The organism is Streptomyces olivoverticillatus, from assembly GCF_014203555.1.
Classification (GTDB): Bacteria; Actinomycetota; Actinomycetes; order Streptomycetales; family Streptomycetaceae; genus Streptomyces; species Streptomyces olivoverticillatus.
In genome coordinates, this window is sequence record NZ_JACHJH010000008.1 from 204,895 (window position 1) to 223,773 (window position 18,879).

General features: G+C 74.1%; 14 protein-coding genes. 9 read left to right on the forward strand and 5 right to left on the reverse strand.

Annotated features, from left to right (window positions below):
• Nucleotides 1–213: 213 nt before the first annotated feature.
• A complete protein-coding gene (locus FHS39_RS23625) occupies nucleotides 214–2,052 on the forward strand; it encodes a protein phosphatase 2C domain-containing protein (protein WP_184351447.1) in 1,839 nt (612 codons plus the stop codon).
• Nucleotides 2,053–2,216: 164 nt separating this feature from the next.
• Entirely contained in the window at nucleotides 2,217–2,756 is a 540-nt protein-coding gene (locus FHS39_RS23630) for an ATP-binding protein (protein ID WP_184351448.1), read from the forward strand.
• A gap of 33 nt (nucleotides 2,757–2,789) precedes the next feature.
• On the opposite strand, the gene FHS39_RS23635 is transcribed toward FHS39_RS23630, so the two are convergent.
• On the reverse strand, nucleotides 2,790–3,833 hold the full coding sequence (locus tag FHS39_RS23635; RefSeq protein WP_184351449.1) for a DUF2637 domain-containing protein: 1,044 nt from the start codon (nucleotides 3,831–3,833) through the stop codon (nucleotides 2,790–2,792).
• A 196-nt stretch (nucleotides 3,834–4,029) separates the two neighbouring features.
• Nucleotides 4,030–4,842: a (2Fe-2S)-binding protein gene (locus FHS39_RS23640; protein ID WP_184351450.1), complete on the reverse strand. Its 813-nt coding sequence runs from the start codon at nucleotides 4,840–4,842 to the stop codon at nucleotides 4,030–4,032.
• Nucleotides 4,843–4,957: 115 nt separating this feature from the next.
• Here FHS39_RS23640 and FHS39_RS23645 point away from each other — a divergent pair, with 115 nt between their 5' ends.
• Nucleotides 4,958–5,689, forward strand: coding sequence for a GntR family transcriptional regulator (locus tag FHS39_RS23645; protein WP_184351451.1), 732 nt, complete (start codon nucleotides 4,958–4,960; stop codon nucleotides 5,687–5,689).
• 31 nt (nucleotides 5,690–5,720) lie between these two features.
• On the opposite strand, the gene FHS39_RS23650 is transcribed toward FHS39_RS23645, so the two are convergent.
• From FHS39_RS23650 to FHS39_RS23660, 3 genes are all read right to left on the reverse strand, one after another.
• Complete coding sequence (locus FHS39_RS23650; RefSeq protein WP_184351452.1) at nucleotides 5,721–6,425, reverse strand: hypothetical protein; 705 nt, start codon at nucleotides 6,423–6,425, stop codon at nucleotides 5,721–5,723.
• A 301-nt stretch (nucleotides 6,426–6,726) separates the two neighbouring features.
• Nucleotides 6,727–8,295: a serine/threonine-protein kinase gene (locus tag FHS39_RS23655; RefSeq protein ID WP_184351453.1), complete on the reverse strand. Its 1,569-nt coding sequence runs from the start codon at nucleotides 8,293–8,295 to the stop codon at nucleotides 6,727–6,729.
• A gap of 59 nt (nucleotides 8,296–8,354) precedes the next feature.
• On the reverse strand, nucleotides 8,355–10,034 hold the full coding sequence (locus FHS39_RS23660; protein ID WP_184351454.1) for a PucR family transcriptional regulator: 1,680 nt from the start codon (nucleotides 10,032–10,034) through the stop codon (nucleotides 8,355–8,357).
• 244 nt (nucleotides 10,035–10,278) lie between these two features.
• On the opposite strand from FHS39_RS23660, the gene FHS39_RS23665 reads away from it, so the two are divergent.
• The 6 genes from FHS39_RS23665 (at nucleotide 10,279) to FHS39_RS23690 (ending at nucleotide 18,733) form a co-directional block, all read left to right on the forward strand.
• The gene (locus FHS39_RS23665) at nucleotides 10,279–11,169 is read left to right on the forward strand and encodes an FAD binding domain-containing protein (protein WP_184351455.1); all 891 of its coding nucleotides are present in this window, start codon (nucleotides 10,279–10,281) and stop codon (nucleotides 11,167–11,169) included.
• On the forward strand, nucleotides 11,160–11,702 hold the full coding sequence (locus FHS39_RS23670; protein ID WP_184351456.1) for a 2Fe-2S iron-sulfur cluster-binding protein: 543 nt from the start codon (nucleotides 11,160–11,162) through the stop codon (nucleotides 11,700–11,702). The genes FHS39_RS23665 and FHS39_RS23670 overlap by 10 nt, the downstream gene beginning before the upstream one ends.
• A 4-nt stretch (nucleotides 11,703–11,706) precedes the next feature.
• Nucleotides 11,707–14,088 carry a xanthine dehydrogenase subunit D gene (gene pucD / locus FHS39_RS23675; RefSeq protein WP_184351457.1) on the forward strand — a complete coding sequence of 794 codons (2,382 nt, stop codon included), beginning with the start codon at nucleotides 11,707–11,709 and terminating at the stop codon, nucleotides 14,086–14,088.
• 131 nt (nucleotides 14,089–14,219) lie between these two features.
• A complete protein-coding gene (locus FHS39_RS23680) occupies nucleotides 14,220–15,680 on the forward strand; it encodes an NCS2 family permease (RefSeq protein WP_184351458.1) in 1,461 nt (486 codons plus the stop codon).
• 11 nt (nucleotides 15,681–15,691) lie between these two features.
• A complete protein-coding gene (locus tag FHS39_RS23685) occupies nucleotides 15,692–16,888 on the forward strand; it encodes an XdhC family protein (RefSeq protein WP_184351459.1) in 1,197 nt (398 codons plus the stop codon).
• A gap of 30 nt (nucleotides 16,889–16,918) precedes the next feature.
• Entirely contained in the window at nucleotides 16,919–18,733 is a 1,815-nt protein-coding gene (locus FHS39_RS23690) for an FG-GAP-like repeat-containing protein (protein WP_184351460.1), read from the forward strand.
• Nucleotides 18,734–18,879: the final 146 nt, after the last annotated feature.

Sequence of the window (18,879 nt, forward strand, 5' to 3'; positions counted from 1 at the left end):
CGCCCGTCACCACTTCCACCGAATGACGGCCCGCGAGCCGCTCAGCTTTCCGTTCGTGGCTCGCCGGCCCCCGGACGGCATCCAGTCCCATGGCACCGAGCACGCGACACCCCTCCCCGTCCCCGCAACCGCGTTGCGCCTTCGAACATCATCCCTGGGGTGGTGTTCGCCATGCACTCTTCCCGTATGCCCCACTGTGTGGACAATAAGGGCATGAGTCAGCACGGGGACCAGCGCTCCGGACAAGAAGACGCCTGGTGGGGCGAGTTGTACGGCCGGAGTGAACCCGACACGGAGGCCGTCGCCGCGGGCGACAGCCTCGACGAGCGATTCTCCTCCGCCTCCGCGGTGGTCGGGCCGGAGCCGAAGCGGCCGAGAGGCGAGCCGAGGCGACCCAGAGTGGATGCGCGACCGGCGCCGCCGCCCGGCCGCCCGGCCGCATCTCCCGGATCCTCCGCCTCGCTCTCGCCCGCCCGTTCGCGTGGCGTGCCGCGGCAGGCGCGCTGGAGCGCGGCCGACGGCGGGCTGCCCGCCCCGGCCCAGCCGCCCGCGCCCGCACCGCCGCCCCCGCCGCCCGAGATCGAGCAGGCGCCCGAACCGCCCACGCCCACCGGGCCGGAGCGCGATTCCGCCCCGCGCCAGGCCGCGCCGCCGCCCCCCGACCCGCGGACCAGGGTCTCGCCGCCCCCCGAGACCGGGGCGCCCGAGACGGGGGAATCCGAGCCCGAGACGCCCGAGCCCGTGACGTCCGAGTCCGTGCCACCTGAGTCTGTGCCGTCCGAGACCGGGGCCCCCAAGTCCGAAGCCTCCAAGTCCGAAGCCTCCAAGCCCCCCGCACCCCGCCCGCCGGCCGTGACCGCCGAGAAGTCCGGGGCGCCGCAGGCCCCCGGCACCCCGGCTCGGGCGGAGCCCCGGCGCACCACCGGCGCCCTCGACCGCGACACCCGCGATCTGACCGGGCCGCCGCCCGCCCTCCCCGACGTCTACGAAGCGCCCGGCAGCCCCGCCGCCCAGAGCACCCACGACACCACCGACGTCTCCGAGACTCCCCCCGCCGCCCCGCTGCCCGCGCCCGCGCGCCGCGGCGGAGACCGGGCGCGCGCCGCCGAGTTCGTCGGCAGGCGCCCGCCCACATACGAGGCGGAGCCCACCTTGTGGCCGCCCGCCGAACCCTCGGGCCTGGACGGCCTCGTGCCCGACACCGTGCTCGACGGCGCCCGCTACGGCGCCATGACGCTGCGGGCCGTCTCCCTTCGCGGCGACTCCGCGCGCTACCGCGGCGAGCCGCGGCGCGACGCCCTGCTCACCGCGCGCTTCGGCGACGGCGACGACGCCCTGCTGCTCGTCGCCATGGCCAGCGGCGCACGAGCGGCGGAGGGCTCCCACCGCGCCGCCCGAGACGTGTGCGAATGGATCGGCGGCGCGGTCGGGCGCAGCCACGCCCGGCTCGCCGAAGACCTGCGCAGCGGGCGGCGGGACGAGCTCAAGTCCGGCCTGCACCGGCTCACCGACCGCGCCTATGGACGGCTGCGGGCCCGCGCCGCGAAGCTCGGCCGCCAACCGTCCGAGCACACCGCCGCCTTGCGCTGCCTGCTGCTGCCCGCGGACGACCGCTGCCGCACGCGCGTCTTCTTCGGCGTGGGAGGCGGCGGCCTGTTCCGGTTGCGCGACGGGGCCTGGCAGGACCTGGACCCCGAGCGGCACGAAGCGGAACCCGCGGGCGAGCCCGTGGTCGGCTACGGCTCGGGCGACCGGTTCACCGTGGACCTCGGCATCCCCACCCCCGGCACCGCGCCCGTCGTCGACCCGGAGGAGGTGCCCGGCGAGCCCTTCCGCTTCCGGGCGTCGATCGCCCGGCCCGGCGACACGCTGCTGCTGTGCAGCGCGGGCCTGGCCGAACCCCTGCGCGGGGAGCCGGAGCTGGGGGTCCGGCTCGCCGAGCGCTGGTCGCAGCCCGAGCCGCCGGGGCTGGCCGTCTTCCTCGCCGACGCCCAGCTGCGGGTCAAGGGTTACGCCGACGACCGCACCGCCTGCGCCGTCTGGGAGGCCTAGCCGCTCGGAACCCGTGGCGCTGTCGCACATTCGGCCCGTCACTCTTTCGTTCGGATAACCATGTTGACGCGTCAACAGGCGTTGTCCCGGTGGGTGCGGGGCATGCATGTGCCGTGAGCCTGTTCGATGCCGGGGGCGCCGGGGAGGGGTCGGGGCGGCGAGGGATGAAGCGGCGGACAGCACAGTGGGCGGAAGCGGAGGGCCGCGAGGGCGGGGGAGGGTCCGCGGACGGCCCGGCACCTTCGGTGCCGGGGGCGCGGGATGATCCGGCGCCGTACTGGGAGAGACGGCTGCGGCACAAGGACGTATCGGCCGTCGCGGAGGTCCGCGCCGCGCTGCGCCGGCTCCTTCGCCAGTGGGGGGCGCCCGGCCGGGCGGAGACCGCCGAGCTCCTGGCGAGCGAGCTGGTGACCAACGCCTTGGTGCACACCGACGGCGGCGCGGTGGTCACGGCCCGGCTCGACGGCGGCCCGGGCGCGTCGGTCAAGGGGCGACTACGGGTGGAGGTGCGGGATTTCGTCTCCCGGCACCCCGTGCTGCGCCCGGCCGCGGTCTGCGCCTGGGGAGAGCCGGAGGGCGCGGAGGGGGCCGCCACGTCGGGGCGGGGGTTGCTGCTCGTCCACTCCCTGGCGGACGCCTGGGGCGTCACCAGCCACGGGGTGGGGAAGGCGGTGTGGTTCGAGCTGGACGCGCAGGAGCCCTGAGCCGGTTCGCACCCGGCTCAGGGCTCGTGGGCGTCAGCCGAACTGCCGCTCGATCTGTGCAAGTTTGGCCTCCAGCGAGTCGAGCCGCGGGATGGCCTGGGTGTCGTCCTCGGCGGTGAGGTCGATGGGGTCGGCCCTGCCCACCGCCTGGAGCTGGCGGGAGTGTACGGGGAGCTGCCCCTGCTCGACTATGGAGGGCTCCGAGCCGATCTGCGCCGGCTGCGCCTGTGGCGGCACGGCCGGTCCCACCTCCACTTGTCTGCCGCCGCGCACGCGGCCCCACACCCGGTGCTGCCGGTTGTACGCCTTGAGGCGGGCCCGCTCCAGCTTGCCCGCCTCGCGGCGGCGCATCCGGTGCTGTTCGCGCTGGCGTTTGTCCTCGCGGACCTCCTCGACGGCCTCGTCCAGCGTGCGCACGCCCTCCAGCAGCATCAGCGACCAGGCGCCGAAGGTCTCGCGCGGTGCCCGCAGCCAGCGCACTATCCGGATCTGCGGCAGCGGGCGGGGCACCAGGCCCTGCTCGCGCAGCGCCGCCCGGCGGGTCTGCTTGAGCGCGCGGTCGAAGAGCACCGCCGCCGACAGCGACATTCCGGCGAAGAACTGCGGTGCCCCGGCGTGGTCCATGCCGCGCGGCGCGTGCACCCAGTTGAACCAGGCCGCCGCGCCCGCGAAGGTCCACACCAGCAGCCGGGAGCCGAGCGCCGCGTCTCCGTGGCTCGCCTCGCGCACCGCCAGCACCGAGCAGAACATGGCGGCCCCGTCGAGGCCGAAGGGCACCAGGTACTCCCAGCCCCCGGTGAGCCCGAGGTTCTGCACCCCGAACCCGACCAGGCCATGGAAGGAGAGAGCCGCGGCCACGGCGGCGCAGCAGAAGAGAAGTACGTAGGAGGCGCTGCCGTAGATGGCTTCCTTTCGGCGTCTGCGTTCCTCGTTGCGCTCCCAGGAATCCGTGCCGGGCGCCGCGTCCTCCGGGCCGTTGTGCCGGCCGCGCGCGTACAGCGTCACCGTCACCACTGCCCCGATGAGCGCCACAGCGGTCGGGAGCGCCCAATTCAGCGGTATGTCGGTCACTCTCATCTTGCGTCCCTTGCATGCAGTACGGCATTTCGCGCGCCATCCTGTCGGAATCGCTCCGGAAGCCAAGGGGTTTCGCGGCAACTCACCGCGAATGGACGGTAGGGATATACGGAGAGCAACGGACTTATTCGAACTCCCCCCAGCGAAAAGGAATTTGAGTTCTATTCTCTTCGCTCGATCGAGTGGCTTAGGTCAATTACTGTGCTGACAGCCGCTCGACGCGGTCCGCATCGGCGGTGCGCGGGCAGGTCAGACAGGCCTCCGCGGGGCGCAGGGTGTAAAAGAAGCAGCAGCTCACCCGGTCCCGGGTGGCCAGCGCCTCGCCGCGCGGCCCGGCCAGCTCCCGGAAGGCCGCGCCGCCGGCGTACGGGGCCGCCCCGCCCGGCAGCAGCAGCTCCAGCTCGCTCCTGGCGCGCCGCTCCTCGCCCAGCATCCCGCCCAGGTGCCACAGTCCCTCGGTGACCTCGTCGGTCACCATGCCCCACAGGGCCCGCGGCCCGCGCCGCATCCGCGGCCGGAAGCCGTCCAGTACCGGCGCCAGGTGGGCGGCCACCGCCGACCGCACCTCGGTGCGCAGCGCCTCCTCGTCCCGTACGGTCCGGGCCTGCGGCAGGGCGGCGGCCGGATCGCCGGGCAGACAGGCGAACTCCGTCACCTCGGCCGTCATCCGCCCCGAGGTCCGGTGCACGGAGACGGCGTCCACCGGCAGGTGGGGCACTCGGCGGTGCAGGAACCAGGGGACGGTGATCAGCAGACAGAACCGCCAGGCGTAGCGGTGCAGGCCGAAGCCCGCGATCACATCGGGGCGGGCCTGCTGCCCGTAGTCGCGCCGGATCTGCGCGTCGTCCCAGTCCAGGAAGGCGTCGAGCGCCTCGCCGCCCGCCGCGAGCCCGGCCGCCGTGAACCAGCCGTCGCCCTCGCGCGGGGGCTCGCAGAGCACCGACAGGCCGGGGACGGCCTCGGCCAGCCGGGCGTAGGCCGGGGCCAGGGGAGCCTGGGCAGGGGGCATGGGGTGACCACCGCATCGCGATCGTTGACAGGTAAGCCTTACCTTACCCAGGACGACCGGGGTTTGAACTGTCCGATCTGCCGCCTATCGTTCCGTTGGACACCAGGAGGGCACGATGGAGCAGGGCAGACACGGCACCGCTGCGGCGCGGCCGGAAACCGGTGTGCCCGCGCAGGCCACGCCGTCCGCGCGGGGCGAGCACGTACATGACGAGGGGGAGTACGCCTACGGGCCGCACCGGGCCCGCAGGATGCCGCAGCGCCACTCCGTGCGCGGGCAGGTGCTCGACGCCCTGCGCAAGGCGCTCGTCAGCGGGGAGCTGGTGCCCGGCGAGGTCTACTCGGGGCCCGCGCTCGGCGAGCGCTTCGGGGTGTCGGCCACGCCCGTGCGCGAGGCGATGCAGCAGCTGGTGCTCGAAGGCGCCGTCGAGGTCGTCCCCAACCGCGGCTTCCGGGTCGCCAGCCGCACGCCCCGGGATCTGGCAGAGCTGGCCGAGGTGCGGGCGCTGCTCGAAGTGCCCGCCCTGCTGCGGCTGGCCCGGACCGTGCCGAGCGAGCGCTGGCTCGAACTGCGGCCGCTTGCGGAGGCCGCGGTCGCGGCGGCGGCCGGTGGTGACCGCGCCGCCTACGCCGAGGCGGACCGGGCCTTCTGCCGGGCCGTCCTCGGCCTGACCGGGAACCGGCAGCTGGTGGGCGTCGCCGACGAACTGCACCGGCGGGCCCAGTGGCCAGGACCGCAGCAGACCGACGGCGCCGCCGAGCACACCGCACTCCTGGACGCGCTGGCCGCCAGGGACGTGACGGCCGTGGAGGCGCTGGGCAACCGGCACTGCGGAATCTGCTCCTGACCCTGCGCCCCGCCCGGCGCAGCCGCACGCGTTACGCCAGCCGCCGCGCCAGCCACGACGGGACCCCGCCCAGCAGCCGGACCAGCCGCCCCGCCTCGTCCCGCAGTCGCGCCGCCTCCGCCGCGTCCGGCAGCACCGCCGCCAGCGAGGCCAGCGCGGGCGCGATGCCGACCAGATAGCCCAACTCCTCGCGGATCCGCAGCGATTCCGCGAAGCCGTGCCGGGCCTCGGCGAGCTTGCCGTCGTGCTCGGCCATCGCCGCCACGTGCCGCCAGGTGAAGGAGAGCAGCAGCCGGTGCCCCTGCGCCGTCGCCCCCGCGTGGGCCCGCTGGAAGGCGGCGGTCGCGTCGGACGGATTGTCGGAGAGGTGCTGGGCGATCAGCCCCCGCCGGAAGTCCAACAGCGGACGCGTCGGCGAGCCGGGACCCAGCAGCGCTGCCGCCCGGCCCAGCGCGGAACGCGCCTCGTCGGCCCGGTCCCGTACCCCCAAAAGAGTGGACGCGTAAGCGAGATGACCGCGTTCGCAGGCCGCCGCCCCGCGCTCCTCGTCGTCCGTGGCCAATGCTTCCGCCGACCGCAGCGAGTCCTCGGCCGCCTCCCAGCCCTCGGCTGTGAACACGCACCGCTCGGTGAGCACCGCCGTCCGCCGCAGCGCCGTGCCCGGCTCGGTGGCTGCCCGGGGCGCGAGGAGCGCGGCCGCGTCCTCCCAGCAGGCCCGCGAGCGCAGCCGCCACACGGCTCGTTCGAGCGGATCGTCCCCGTGTGGGTCCGGGCCGTGTGGCCCCGGTGGCTGGTGTGACTTCGGTGGTTCGTGTGGCTCCGACAACCCAGAATTCCGCATGGCGGTGTCCGCCACAGTGCCCTCCCCAAGCGCGCCGTCGAGCTGGAAGCCTGCCTCGATCTCAGCACGAAGACCCGGGCGCGGCCAAGGGTCAGGTGTGAACTGATTCACAAACCGCGGGATGGTCGCGACCGACCGGCGTGGTGGCGCAGCGGCGCCCGAGTCTCCTTACCGTAGCGGCAGGTTACCGAAGAGATCACCGCGGCATGGCCGCCAGCGCGGCCTTGGTGATGTCCAGGGCCTCCGCCTCACAGTTGGGGTGCACGGTGCCATCCAGGTAGACCCGTATGACGAGGTTGCCGTCGCGGACGTTGAGCTGGCAGATCTTCCGGCCGGTCGCGGAGGCCGACGCCGGGGTCGACCAGTACGCCTCGTCGCCGAAGCCGAGGCCGGCTGCGCGGCGCTCGCCTTTCGCACTGCCGGCGAATTCCTTCCGCTGCTTTTCCGTGCCGTTCGTTTGGGGGCCCGAGCGGCGCAGTTCCCACGTGACGTCCGCACTGGCGTAGAAGTTCCAGCCGTCCGGCTGAGGCTGGTCCTTGCCGAACCAGGAGCACTCGGTCGTGGCGTCGTCCGTATTCTCTCTGGAGATGTCCTTGTCCTTCCTCCGCTCCTCCCGCAGCGGAAGCTTGGGCACGGCCTCCGGACACACCGGCATCGTCACGTACTTGTCCGGCGGCCCGCCGCTGCCGTCGCCGTCGCGCAGCAGCAGGTACGTGCCCACGCCGATCGCTGCCGCGAGCACCGCCCCCACCGTCACCCACGTCATGGGGCGCCGGTGGCGCGGCGGCGCGGCGGCGGCGTCGTACGTGGTGAGCACGGCCGTCCGCGGGGCAGCGGGGGCGGCGTCCCGCAGGAGTGCCGTGCGCTCGGGGTCGCCGTCGAGCAGGCCGTCGACGCGGGCCCGCTGCTCGTCGACCATCCGGTGCACGGCGGCCGGCCACGGCCGGGCCGCCGGGGCCACCGGGCCGAGGAGGGCGAGCAGTTCGGCCGGCGTGGGCCGGTCGGCCGGATTCTTGGCCAGGCAGCGGGCGACGATCCCGTACAGGGACTGGGGCACCCCGTTCAGGTCGGGTTCGGCGTGGACGACGTTGTAGAGCGTCTGGAGGGCGGAAGGGCCGGAGAACGGGCTGCGGCCCGTCGCCGCCATGACGAGTACCGAACCGAGCGAGAACACGTCGCTCGCCCCGGTCAGTTCCCGGCTCTGCGCCTGCTCGGGCGACATGAACGGCGGCGAGCCGATCACCCAGCCGGTGCCGGTGAGTTCGGTGGCGTCCCCGGTCTCCGCCGCCCGTGCGATGCCGAAGTCGATGACCCGGGCGCCCTCCTCCGTCAGGAGCACGTTCGACGGCTTGAGGTCCCGGTGCACGAGCCCTGCCCGGTGGATGTCGTCCAGGGCCTGGGCGAGCCCGGCGGCGAGCAGCAGGACCGTTTCCTCGGGCAGTGCCCCGCCCGCGTCCAGCGCCTCGCTCAGCGTGGGCCCCGGCAGGTAGAGCGAGGCCAGCCACGGCGTCGGCGCGTTCGGGTCGGCATCGACGACCGGTGCGGTGTAGGCCCCGGACACCCGTCGTGACGCGTCCACCTCCCGCCGGAAGCGGGAACGGAATCCGGGATCCTCCGCCAGATCGGCATGCACCCGCTTGACGGCCACGAGCCGCCCGTCCGGTGCGACACCGAGCAGCACCTGCCCCATGCCGCCCTGCCCGAGCACCCCGACCGTCCGGAACGGCCCCACGTGCGTCGGGCCGTCCACCCCCAGCATCCGCATACCGAAACGTCCTCCCCCTGAACGCGGAGGATCTTACTGACCGTGCAGAGGGACGGCTCTCAACTCATGCGCAGCGCGAGGAAGAAGTCCAGTTTGTCCTCCAGTCGCGACAGGTCACGCCCCGTCAACTGCTCGATCCGCCCCACCCGGTAGCGCAGCGTGTTGACGTGCAGATGCAGCCGCGTGGCGCACCGGGTCCACGACCCGTCGCAGTCCAGGAAGGCCTCCAGCGTCGGGATCAGCTCCGCCCGGTGGCGGCGGTCGTAGTCGCGCAGCGGGTCCAGGAGGCGGGCCGTGAAGGCGCGGCGGACGTCGTCCGGGACGAAGGGGAGGAGCAGGACGTGCGACGCCAGCTCCTGGTGGCCCGCGGCGCAGACGCGGCCGGGGCGGGCGGCGGCGACGCGGCGGGCGTGCCGGGCCTCCTCCAGGGCGCCGCGCAGGCCCTCCGCCGAGTGCACGGCGGCGCTCACGCCGAAGGTGAGGCGGCCGTCGTCGGCGAGGCCGCGCGCGAGCGGTTCGCGGACGGCGGCCAGCAGGCTGTCCGCGTGCAGACCGGGCGCGGCCGGTTCGTCCGTTCCGGTGACGACGGCCGGCAGCGGCACCAGGGCGACGGCCTCGTCGCCGGTGTGGGCGACGGCGATGCGGTCGGACGGCTCGGGACCGGATGCCTCCGGGTCGACCAGCACCTCCTCCAGCAGCGCCTGTGCCACCGGGCCGCCGGGGATGTCGCCGTCCTCCCACTCGACGCGGGCCACCACGACCTGCCAGTGCGGCGCCGTGCCCAGGCCGGGCAGCAGCACGGGCGCGGCCACCCGCAGCCGGGCGGCGATCTCCGCGGGCGCGGCGCCCGCCTGGACCAGCTCCAGCACCTCCTGGGCCAGCCGCCGCCGCACCGTGCGGGCCGCGTCGCGGCGGTCGCGCTCGACGGCGATCAGCTGGGTGACGCCCTGCAGCAGGTCCAGCCGCTCCTCGGGCCAGTCGCCCGCGTCGGCCTCGACGGCCAGCAGCCAGTCCGAGAGCACGGTCTCGCGCACGTCTCGCGCGGAGGCGCCCCGGCCGCTGCTGCGGACGGGGAACAGCGAGTATGTGCTGCCGCCCGCCGCCACCCGGTGCGGGCCACGGCGGCCCGTACGGGAGGCGGCCAGGTGCTCGCCCGCGAGGGCAGCGCCGACCTGCGGCGGCAGGTCCGGACCGGCGCCGGCCAGCGAGGATCCGGCGATCCGGCGGCCGGTGGGGGAGAGCACCCAGGCCCTCAGGTCCAGGTCGGAGCCGAGCAGGTCCAGGACGACGTCGGGGCCGCCGCCCGCCGGGCCGCCCGTCATCAGCCTGCGGTGCCGGTCCACGACCGCCGCCAGGTCCCCGGCCCGCTCGCCGGACACCTGCCGCACGACGTGCTCGGTGATGGAGGCGAAGGACACGTCCTCGTCGACCGAGAACAGCGGCAGCCGGTGCTTGGCGCAGGCCACCACCAGGTCGTCGGGGATCGAGGCCATCTCCGCCTCGCCCGCGGCCAGCCCCGCCACCCCGGCGCCCGCCAGGATGCGCACGAACCGCTCGGAGTCCGCCGGCTCCCGGCGCCACGCCAGCCCGGTGAGCACCAGCTCGCCGCCGGAGAGGTAGCGGCTGGGGTCGCGCAGGTCGGTGGTCATCACGCCGCGCACGGTGCGGTCCAGCTCGTCCTCGCCGCCGAGCAGCCGGAGGCCCAGCGCATCGGTCTCCAGCAGTGCGCGCAGCCGCATCGTGGTCGCCGCCGATCTGTCTTCTTGTAACCAGTGGAATGCAGTGAGGTTTCTGAACCCCGCCTTTCGTTCGAATCTACAAGACATGGGCCCTGGCCAGCCAACCGCTTCATGGTTTCAGTGACTGCACCGGCGCCCGCGCCCCTCGCTGTACTGGGCTGCACGCGGCACGACACCCGCCGGATACAGCCATGAACACCCCATGAACGGCCCCACCGCAGCCCCCCTCGAGAAGAGATCATTCATGGACTTCCTGCGCCCCGCCGACTGGGAGGAGGCTCTCGCCGCCAAGGCCGAGCATCCCTCGGCCGTGCCCATCGCAGGCGGCACGGACGTCATGGTCGAGATCAACTTCGACCACCGCCGTCCCGAGCACCTGCTGGACCTGAGCCGCATCGGCGAGCTCCACGAGTGGGACGCGGACGGCCCGGACGTCCGCCTCGGCGCCGCCGTCCCCTACGCCCGCATCATCGACCACCTGCACACCGAGCTGCCCGGCCTCGCCCTGGCCGCGCACACCGTCGGCTCGCCCCAGATCCGCAACCGCGGCAGCGTCGGCGGCAACCTGGGCGCCGCCTCCCCCGCCGGGGACAGCCACCCCGCGCTGCTCGCGGCGGGCGCCGAGGTCGAGGCCCAGTCGGTGCGCGGCACCCGCCTGATCCCGGTGGAGGAGTTCTACACCGGCGTCAAGCGCAACGCCCTCGCCCCGGACGAGCTGATCCGGGCCGTGCACATCCGCAAGGCCACCGGCCCGCAGCAGTTCTCCAAGGTCGGCACGCGCAACGCCATGGTCATCGCCGTCTGCGCCTTCGGCATCGCCCTGCACCCCGAAAGCCGCACGGTCAGGACCGGCATCGGCTCGGCCGCGCCCACGCCCGTACGGGCCGGGGTGGCCGAGGAGTTCCTCGCGGCCGCCCTGGCCGAGGCCGGCTGCTGGGACTCGGGCGCTCCCGTACCGCCGTCCGTCGCCCGGGAGTTCGCCGAGCTGGCCTCCGGCGCCTGCAACCCCATCGACGACGTCCGGGGCAGCGCCGCCTACCGGCGGCGCGCGGTCGCCGTCATGGCGCGCCGCACGCTCGGCTGGGTCTGGGAGGAATACCGGGGGACGCAAGGGAGGGGAACGCTGTGCGCGTGACATTCACCGTCAACGGCCGCCCGCAGGAGGCCGACGACGTCTGGGAGGGCGAGAGCCTGCTGTACGTCCTGCGCGAGCGCCTGGGTCTGCCGGGCTCCAAGAACGCCTGCGAACAGGGCGAGTGCGGCTCGTGCACCGTCCGCCTCGACGGCGTCCCGGTGTGCGCCTGCCTGGTGGCGGCGGGGCAGGCCGAGGGCCGCGAGGTCGGCACCGTCGAGGGCCTCGCCGATCACGCCGCGCGCCGCGCGGGCGGTACGAGCGCGGACCGGGCCCGGCAGTGGCGGCCCGATCCGGCGGACACCGTGGAACTGGCCCCCGTCCAGCGGGCCTTCATCGACGCGGGAGCCGTCCAGTGCGGCTTCTGCACACCGGGCCTGCTCGTCGCCGCCGACGAACTCCTGGAGCACAACCCCGACCCCTCCGACGCCGACATCCGCGAGGCCCTCTCGGGCAACCTGTGCCGATGTACCGGCTACGAGAAGATCCTCGACGCCGTCCGCCTGGCGGCGGCCCGCGCGGCGGAAGGGGACTAAAGCCATGCGCATCACCCGCACCCCCGCCGGCCTCACCCAGGGCAGCCGCACCAAGGGCGGCATCGGCGAGTCCACCCTCCGCCCCGACGGCACTCTGAAGGTCACCGGAGAGTTCGCCTACGCCTCCGACCTGTGGCACGAGGACATGCTGTGGGGCTTCACCCTGCGCAGCCCGCACGCCCACGCCCGCATCCGCTCCGTCGACGTCTCCCAGGCGCTGGCCACGCCCGGCGTGCACGCCGTCATGACCCATGACGACCTCCCGGCCGCCACCCGCTACGGGCTCGAGATCCAGGACACCCCCGTCCTCGCCGACGGCGTCGTGCGCCACCACGGCGAGCCCGTCGCCCTCGTCGCCGCCGACCACCCCGAGACCGCTCGCCGCGCCGCCGCGAAGATCCTGGTCGACTACGAGCAACTGCCGGTCGTCACCGACGAGGAGAGCGCCACGGCCCCCGGCGCGCCCGTTCTCCACCCCGGCCGGTCCGACCATCATGCGGGCCACGTCCCGCACCCCAACATCGTCCACCGCCAGCCCATCGTGCGCGGCGACGCGGCGGCCGCGAAGGCCCGCACGGACGTGATCGTCACCGGCGAGTACGAGATGGGCATGCAGGACCAGGCCTTCCTCGGCCCGGAATCCGGCCTCGCCGTCCCCGCCGACGACGGCGGCGTCGACCTCTACATCGCCACCCAGTGGCTGCACGCCGACCTGCGCCAGATCGCCCCCGTCCTCGGCCTGCCCGAGGAGAAGGTGCGCATGACGCTCTCCGGCGTCGGCGGCGCCTTCGGCGGCCGCGAGGACCTGTCCATGCAGGCCCACGCCTGCCTGCTCGCCCTGCACACCGGCAAGCCCGTGAAGATCGTCTACAACCGCTTCGAGTCCTTCTTCGGGCACGTCCACCGCCACCCCGCCAAGCTCCGCTACGAGCACGGCGCCACCCGCGACGGCAAGCTCAGCTACGTCAAGGCGCGCATCGTGCTCGACGGCGGCGCCTACGCCTCCTCCTCCCCGGCCGTCGTCGGCAACGCCGCCTCGCTGTCCGTCGGCCCGTACGTCGTCGACGACGTCGACATCGAGGCCGTCGCCCTCTACACCAACAACCCGCCCTGCGGCGCCATGCGCGGCTTCGGCGCGGTGCAGGCCTGCTTCGCCTATGAGGCGCAAATGGACAAGCTGGCGGCCGAACTGGACCTGGACCCGGTGGAGTTCCGCCGCCGCAACGCCATGTCGCAGGGCGCGGTCATGCCCACCGGCCAAGTCGTCGACTCGCCGGCCCCCGTCGCCGAACTGCTGCGCTGCGTCAAGGCGATGCCGCTGCCCCCGGAGCGGCAGTGGGAGACGGCGGGCGGTTCCCCGGACGTCCGGGCGCTGCCCGGCGGACTGTCGAACACCACCCACGGCGAGGGCGTCGTCCGGGGCGTCGGCTACGCGGTCGGCATCAAGAACGTCGGCTTCTCCGAAGGGTTCGACGACTACTCCACCGCCCGGGTCCGGCTGGAGACCGTCGCGGGCGAGCCGGTCGCCACCGTGCACACCGCGATGGCCGAGGTGGGCCAGGGCGGGGTGACCGTACACGCCCAGATCGCCCGCACCGAGCTCGGCGTCGCCCGGGTGACCATCCAGCCGGCCGACACCCGCGTCGGCTCGGCGGGCTCCACCTCCGCCTCCCGGCAGACCTACGTCACCGGCGGCGCCGTCAAACACGCCTGCGAGGCGGTGCGGGAGAAGGTGTTCGGGCTGGGCCGGGAGCGGTTCGGCAGCCACCACCCGGCCTGGGCGACGGCCGAACTGCTGCTGGAGGGCGGCAAGGTCACCACCGACGGCGGCGAGGTGCTCGCCTCCCTCGCCGACGTCCTCGACGGCGAGAGCGTCGAGGCCGAGCTGGAGTGGCGCCACCGCCCCACGGAACCCTTCGACCTGCGCACCGGGCAGGGCTTTGGCCACGTGCAGTACTCCTTCGCCGCCCACCGGGCCGTCGTCGAGGTCGACACCGAACTCGGCCTGGTCAAGGTCGTCGAGCTGGCCTGCGCCCAGGACGTCGGCAAGGCGCTCAACCCGCTCTCGGTGACCGGCCAGATCCAGGGCGGCACCACCCAGGGCCTCGGCCTCGCGGTCATGGAAGAGATCGTCGTCGACCCGGCGACCGCCAAGGTCCGCAACCCCTCCTTCACCGACTACCTCATCCCCACCATCCTCGACACCCCCGCCATCCCCGTCGACATCCTCGAACTCGCCGACGAGCACGCCCCCTACGGGCTGCGCGGCATCGGCGAGGCGCCCACCCTCTCCTCCACCCCGGCCGTCGTCGCGGCCATCAGGCAGGCCACCGGCCTGCCCCTGCGCCGCGTACCGGTCCGGCCCGAGCACCTGACGGGCACCTGAACCGGGCCCGCGCGGCAGGCGCGAGCACCGGCCGCGCGCCCCCCCCGGCAGCCGGTGCACCCGCGCCCCCCGACCGTCTCGGGCCGTCCCCCGGGTCAGTGCAGCCACCTGTGATTCCTGGAGTAGGCACCATGACCCATGCTTCCGTGCAGCCGGAGACCACGGCCGAGGACGCGGGCGCGGGCTCGCGCCCGCCCGCCGGACGGTCCTGGCTCGACCGCTGCTTCCACATCTCCGAACGGGGCTCCACGCTCGCCCGCGAAGTGCGCGGCGGCATCACGACGTTCATGGCGATGAGCTACATCCTGCTGCTCAACCCCCTGATCCTGTCCGGCCCGGACGCCGGCCGGCACACCCTCGCCCGCGGCGCCCTGATCACCGCCACCGCCTTCGCCGCGGCGGTGTCCACCCTGCTGATGGGCCTGATCGGCAAGGTGCCGCTGGCGCTCGCGGCCGGACTCGGCGTCTCCGGCGTGCTCTCCACCCAGGTCGCCCCGCACATGACCTGGCCGCAGGCGATGGGCATGTGCGTGATCTACGGCGTGGTCATCATGCTGCTGGTGCTCACCGGACTGCGCGAGCGCGTCATGAACGCCATTCCGCTGGCGCTCAAGCACGCGATCACCATGGGCATCGGGATGTTCATCGCCCTGATCGGGCTGGTGAAGGCCGGGTTCGTGCACGCGGCGAAGGCGGGTGGGCCGGTCACCCTGGGCCCGGCGGGCGAACTGTCCGGCTGGCCCGTGCTGCTGTTCTGCGTCACCCTGCTGCTGATCTTCATGCTCCAGGCCCGCGAGGTGCCCGGCGCCATCCTCATCGGCATCGTCGTCGGCACCGTCCTCGCCGTCGTCGTCAACGCGACCGGCGACCTCGGCCCCCGCACCTGGCAGAACGGCGCACCCGAACTCGACGGCAGCGCGGTCTCCATGCCCGACTTCTCGCTCTTCGGCCACGTCGAGTTCGGCGGCTGGTCCCAGGTCGGCGGCGCGACCGTGACAATGATCGTCTTCACCCTGGTGCTGGCAGGCTTCTTCGACGCCATGGCCACCATCATCGGCGTGGGCACCGAGGCGGGCCTGGCCGACGAGCGCGGCCGGATGCCCGGCCTGAGCCGGGCGCTGCTCGTCGACGGCGCGGGCGGGGCGATCGGCGGCGCGGCGGGCGCCTCGGGCCAGACCGTCTTCATCGAGTCGGCGACCGGCGTCGGCGAGGGCGCCCGCACCGGCCTGTCCTCCGTGGTGACCGGCCTGATCTTCGCGGCCTGCCTGTTCTTCACCCCGCTCACCCGGATCGTGCCCGGCGAGATCGCCGCGGCGGCGCTGGTCGTCATCGGCGCCATGATGATGAGCCACGCCCGCCACGTCGACTGGACGGACCGGGCGGTGGCCATCCCCGTCTTCCTGACCGTGGTGCTGATGCCGTTCACGTACTCCATCACCGTGGGCGTCGGCGGCGGCGTCATCGCCTACACGGCCATCAGGGCCGGGCAGGGCAAATGGCGCGAACCCGGCGCCTTCATGTGGGCGTTGAGCCTGGTCTTCGCCGGCTACTTCGCCCTGCACCCGATCGAGCAGTGGCTGGGCGTGAAGTAAAGGAGAGCGTCGTGCTGGACATCGCCGAGGAACTCGGCCGGTGGTGCGCCGAAGGCCGCGACTTCGCCGTCGCCACGGTCGTCGCGGTCACCGGCAGCGCCCCCCGGCAGCCGGGCGCCGCGCTGGCCGTCGACAAGGACGGCACGGCGATCGGCTCCGTCTCCGGCGGCTGCGTGGAGGGCGCGGTCTACGAACTGTGCGCCCAGGCCCTGGAGAGCGGGGAGCCGGTGGTCGAACGCTTCGGCTTCTCCGACGAGGACGCCTTCGCCGTAGGCCTGACCTGCGGCGGCGTGCTCGACGTCCTCGTCGCACCGGTACGGGCCGCAGAGCGCGTACGGCCCGTGCTGGCCGAAGCGCTGTCCGCTGCCGCGCGCGGCGAGGCGGTGGCCCTCGCCCGCGTGGTCAGCGGCCCGCCCGGAACGGCCGGCCGCGCCCTCGCCGTCCGCCCCGGCGGCAGCTGGACGGGCACGCTGGGCGGGCCGCCGGAGCTGGACGCCGCGGCGGCCCGGGAGGCCACCGCCCTGCTGGAGGCCGGGCGCACCGGCACGGTGCGGACGGGGACGGAGGGCGCGCGCTGCGGAGAGCCGGTGGTCCTGCTCGTGGAGACCAGCGTGCCCCCGCCCCGCATGATCGTCTTCGGGGCCGTCGACTTCGCGGCGGCGCTCGTCGGCGCGGGCAAGTTCCTCGGCTATCACGTCACCGTCTGCGACGCCCGCCCGGTCTTCGCCACGCCCGGCCGCTTCCCCGGCGCCGATGAGGTGGTGACCGACTGGCCGCACCGCTACCTCGACGCGCAGGCTGCGGCCGGCCGCCTCGACGGCCGTACGGTGCTGTGCGTACTGACCCACGACGCGAAGTTCGACGTGCCGCTGCTGGAGCGCGCGCTCCGGCTGCCCGTTGCCTACGTCGGAGCGATGGGCAGCCGTCGGACGCACGCCGACCGGCTGGCCCGGCTGCGGGCGACGGGGCTGGGGGAGCGGGAACTGGCCCGGCTGCGCTCGCCGATAGGCCTCGACCTCGGCGCGCGCACCCCGCAGGAGACGGCCCTGTCGATCGCCGCCGAGATCGTCGCGCTGCGGCGCGGCGGCTCCGGAACCCCGCTGACCGGCGGACACCGGCCCATCCACCACGCCCTGGTGCCCTGTCAGCCGTCGCGGAGGCCGGAAGATCACGCGCTGACGCCCTGTGCAAGCATGCACAGCGCATGACACGTTGATCCTCCGACCCAGAGAGCCGCTTTGTCACCTTTCAGACCCGGGTGGCCCCGGACCCGCACCCTGGCCATCGCCCTCGCCATGGCCGCCTGCGGTACGACCGCCACTGCCACCGTGGCCGTCGCCGCCCCCTCGCCCTCGCCCAAGAGCCTCGCCCGCGCCGCTGAGGACTACTGGACCGCCGAGCGCATGGCCGCGGCCAAGCCCGTCGAGGCCGGCCCCACGGCGAAGCCCGCCGGCAAGCCCGCCTCCGGCCTCGTGCAGTCCCCCCGCTCCCGGATAGCCGCGCCGGCCGGCACGCCCCAGGGCGTTTACGGCGACGGCATACCCATGGTCGGCACCTTCTTCAGCAGCGCCGGGCCGGCCGGCGCCACCTACTGCACCGCCAGCGTCGTGCAGAGCGCCGGACGCAACCTGGTGCTGACCGCCGGGCACTGCGCCAAGTCGATGGCCGACGGCGGACAGCGCATCTTCGTACCGCAGTACCGCAAGGGCAAGGACGCGGCAAACCAGCCGTACGGCGTCTTCCCCGTGGACAAGGTCTTCGTCGACCCGCGCTACACCAAGAACAGCACGGGCCCCGACTCCAACCTCGACTTCGCCTTCGCCCGCGTCGGCGTCAACGCCCAGGGCGCCAAGGTCGAGGACAGGACCGGCGGGCTCCGGCTGACCAGCACGCCCCGCTGGACCAGCACCGTCAACGTCCTCGGCTACCCCGGCTCGCACAACCCCGACCAGCGCGCCATAGGCTGCACCGTGCCGACCACCCGGCTGCCCGGCTACCGCCAGATGCAGATGAAGTGCGGCGGCTACTACGGCGGTGTCTCCGGCAGCCCGTGGATCACCAACTACGACGCCAAGTCCGGCACGGGCGACGTCGTCGGCAACGTCGGCGGCTGGTACGGCGGCGGCGACGCCGCCAACGACGACTGGGTGAGCTACTCGCCGGTCTACGACCACGAGATCCAGGACCTGTACCAGGACGCCGTCGCCGACCGCACTCCCGTGCGCGCCGCCGCCTACCAGCAGCCCTCGGACGCGGGCCGGCTGCCCGGCGCCGCCTCGACCTGGAGCCACGCCTCCTACACCGTCCCCGGCGACTTCACCGGCGACGGGCGCGAGGACCTGATGACCGTCTGGAGCGACGGCGAGGTCAGCCTGTACGCCGGCGACGGCGCGGGCGGCTTCTCGGGCGAGAAGCAGCTGGCCAAGCCCAAGAGCTACTGGACGCGCGCCCGCGCGGTGACCTCCGGGGACTTCAGCGGCTCCGGCCTGCCGGATGTGCTGGTCCGCTGGGACACCGGCAAGGTCAGCTACTACGAGGACGTGACCGCCGCCGGGTTCGCCAAGGAGTACACGCTCGCGAGCGCCGGCTCCGCGTGGAAGGGCGCCGTGCAGATCACGGCGGGCCGCTTCAACTCGGCGCAGAAGGCGAACGACTTGATCGTCCGCTGGGCCGACGGCAAGGTCACCCTCGAAAGCGGCGTGAGCGCCTCGGGCCTGGGCACCGAGCGCAAGCTGGCCGACTCCGGGTCCTTCTGGCGCAACTCCGCCTCGCTCACCGCCCTCCAGCCGTCCGGACAGGACCGCTCCAATGTGGTGGTGCGCTGGTCCGACGGCTCCCTGGGCAGCTTCGCCCTCTCCGGCAGCGGGCTGTCGGGCACCCGTCTGCAGGCACCCAACGCCTCGTGGACGCAGACCGTGATGACCGCCGGCGACTTCTCCTCCAGCGGCCGCCGCGACGACCTGGTCGTGCGCTGGTCCAACGGCGAGACCTCGCTCTACGACGGCACGGCGCAGGGCGCGCTCGGCACCTGGACGCCGCTCGTCCAGCCCTGACCCGGGCACGTCACACGCTTTAGGGGCGGGGGGGGGGCCGGGGCGGCGCCCCCCCCCCCCCCCGGCCCCCCCCCGCCCCGGGGGGGGGCCCCGCCCCCCGCCGCCCCGAGAAAGAGGGAGTGAGCACGGCGAGGGGGGTGGGGAGG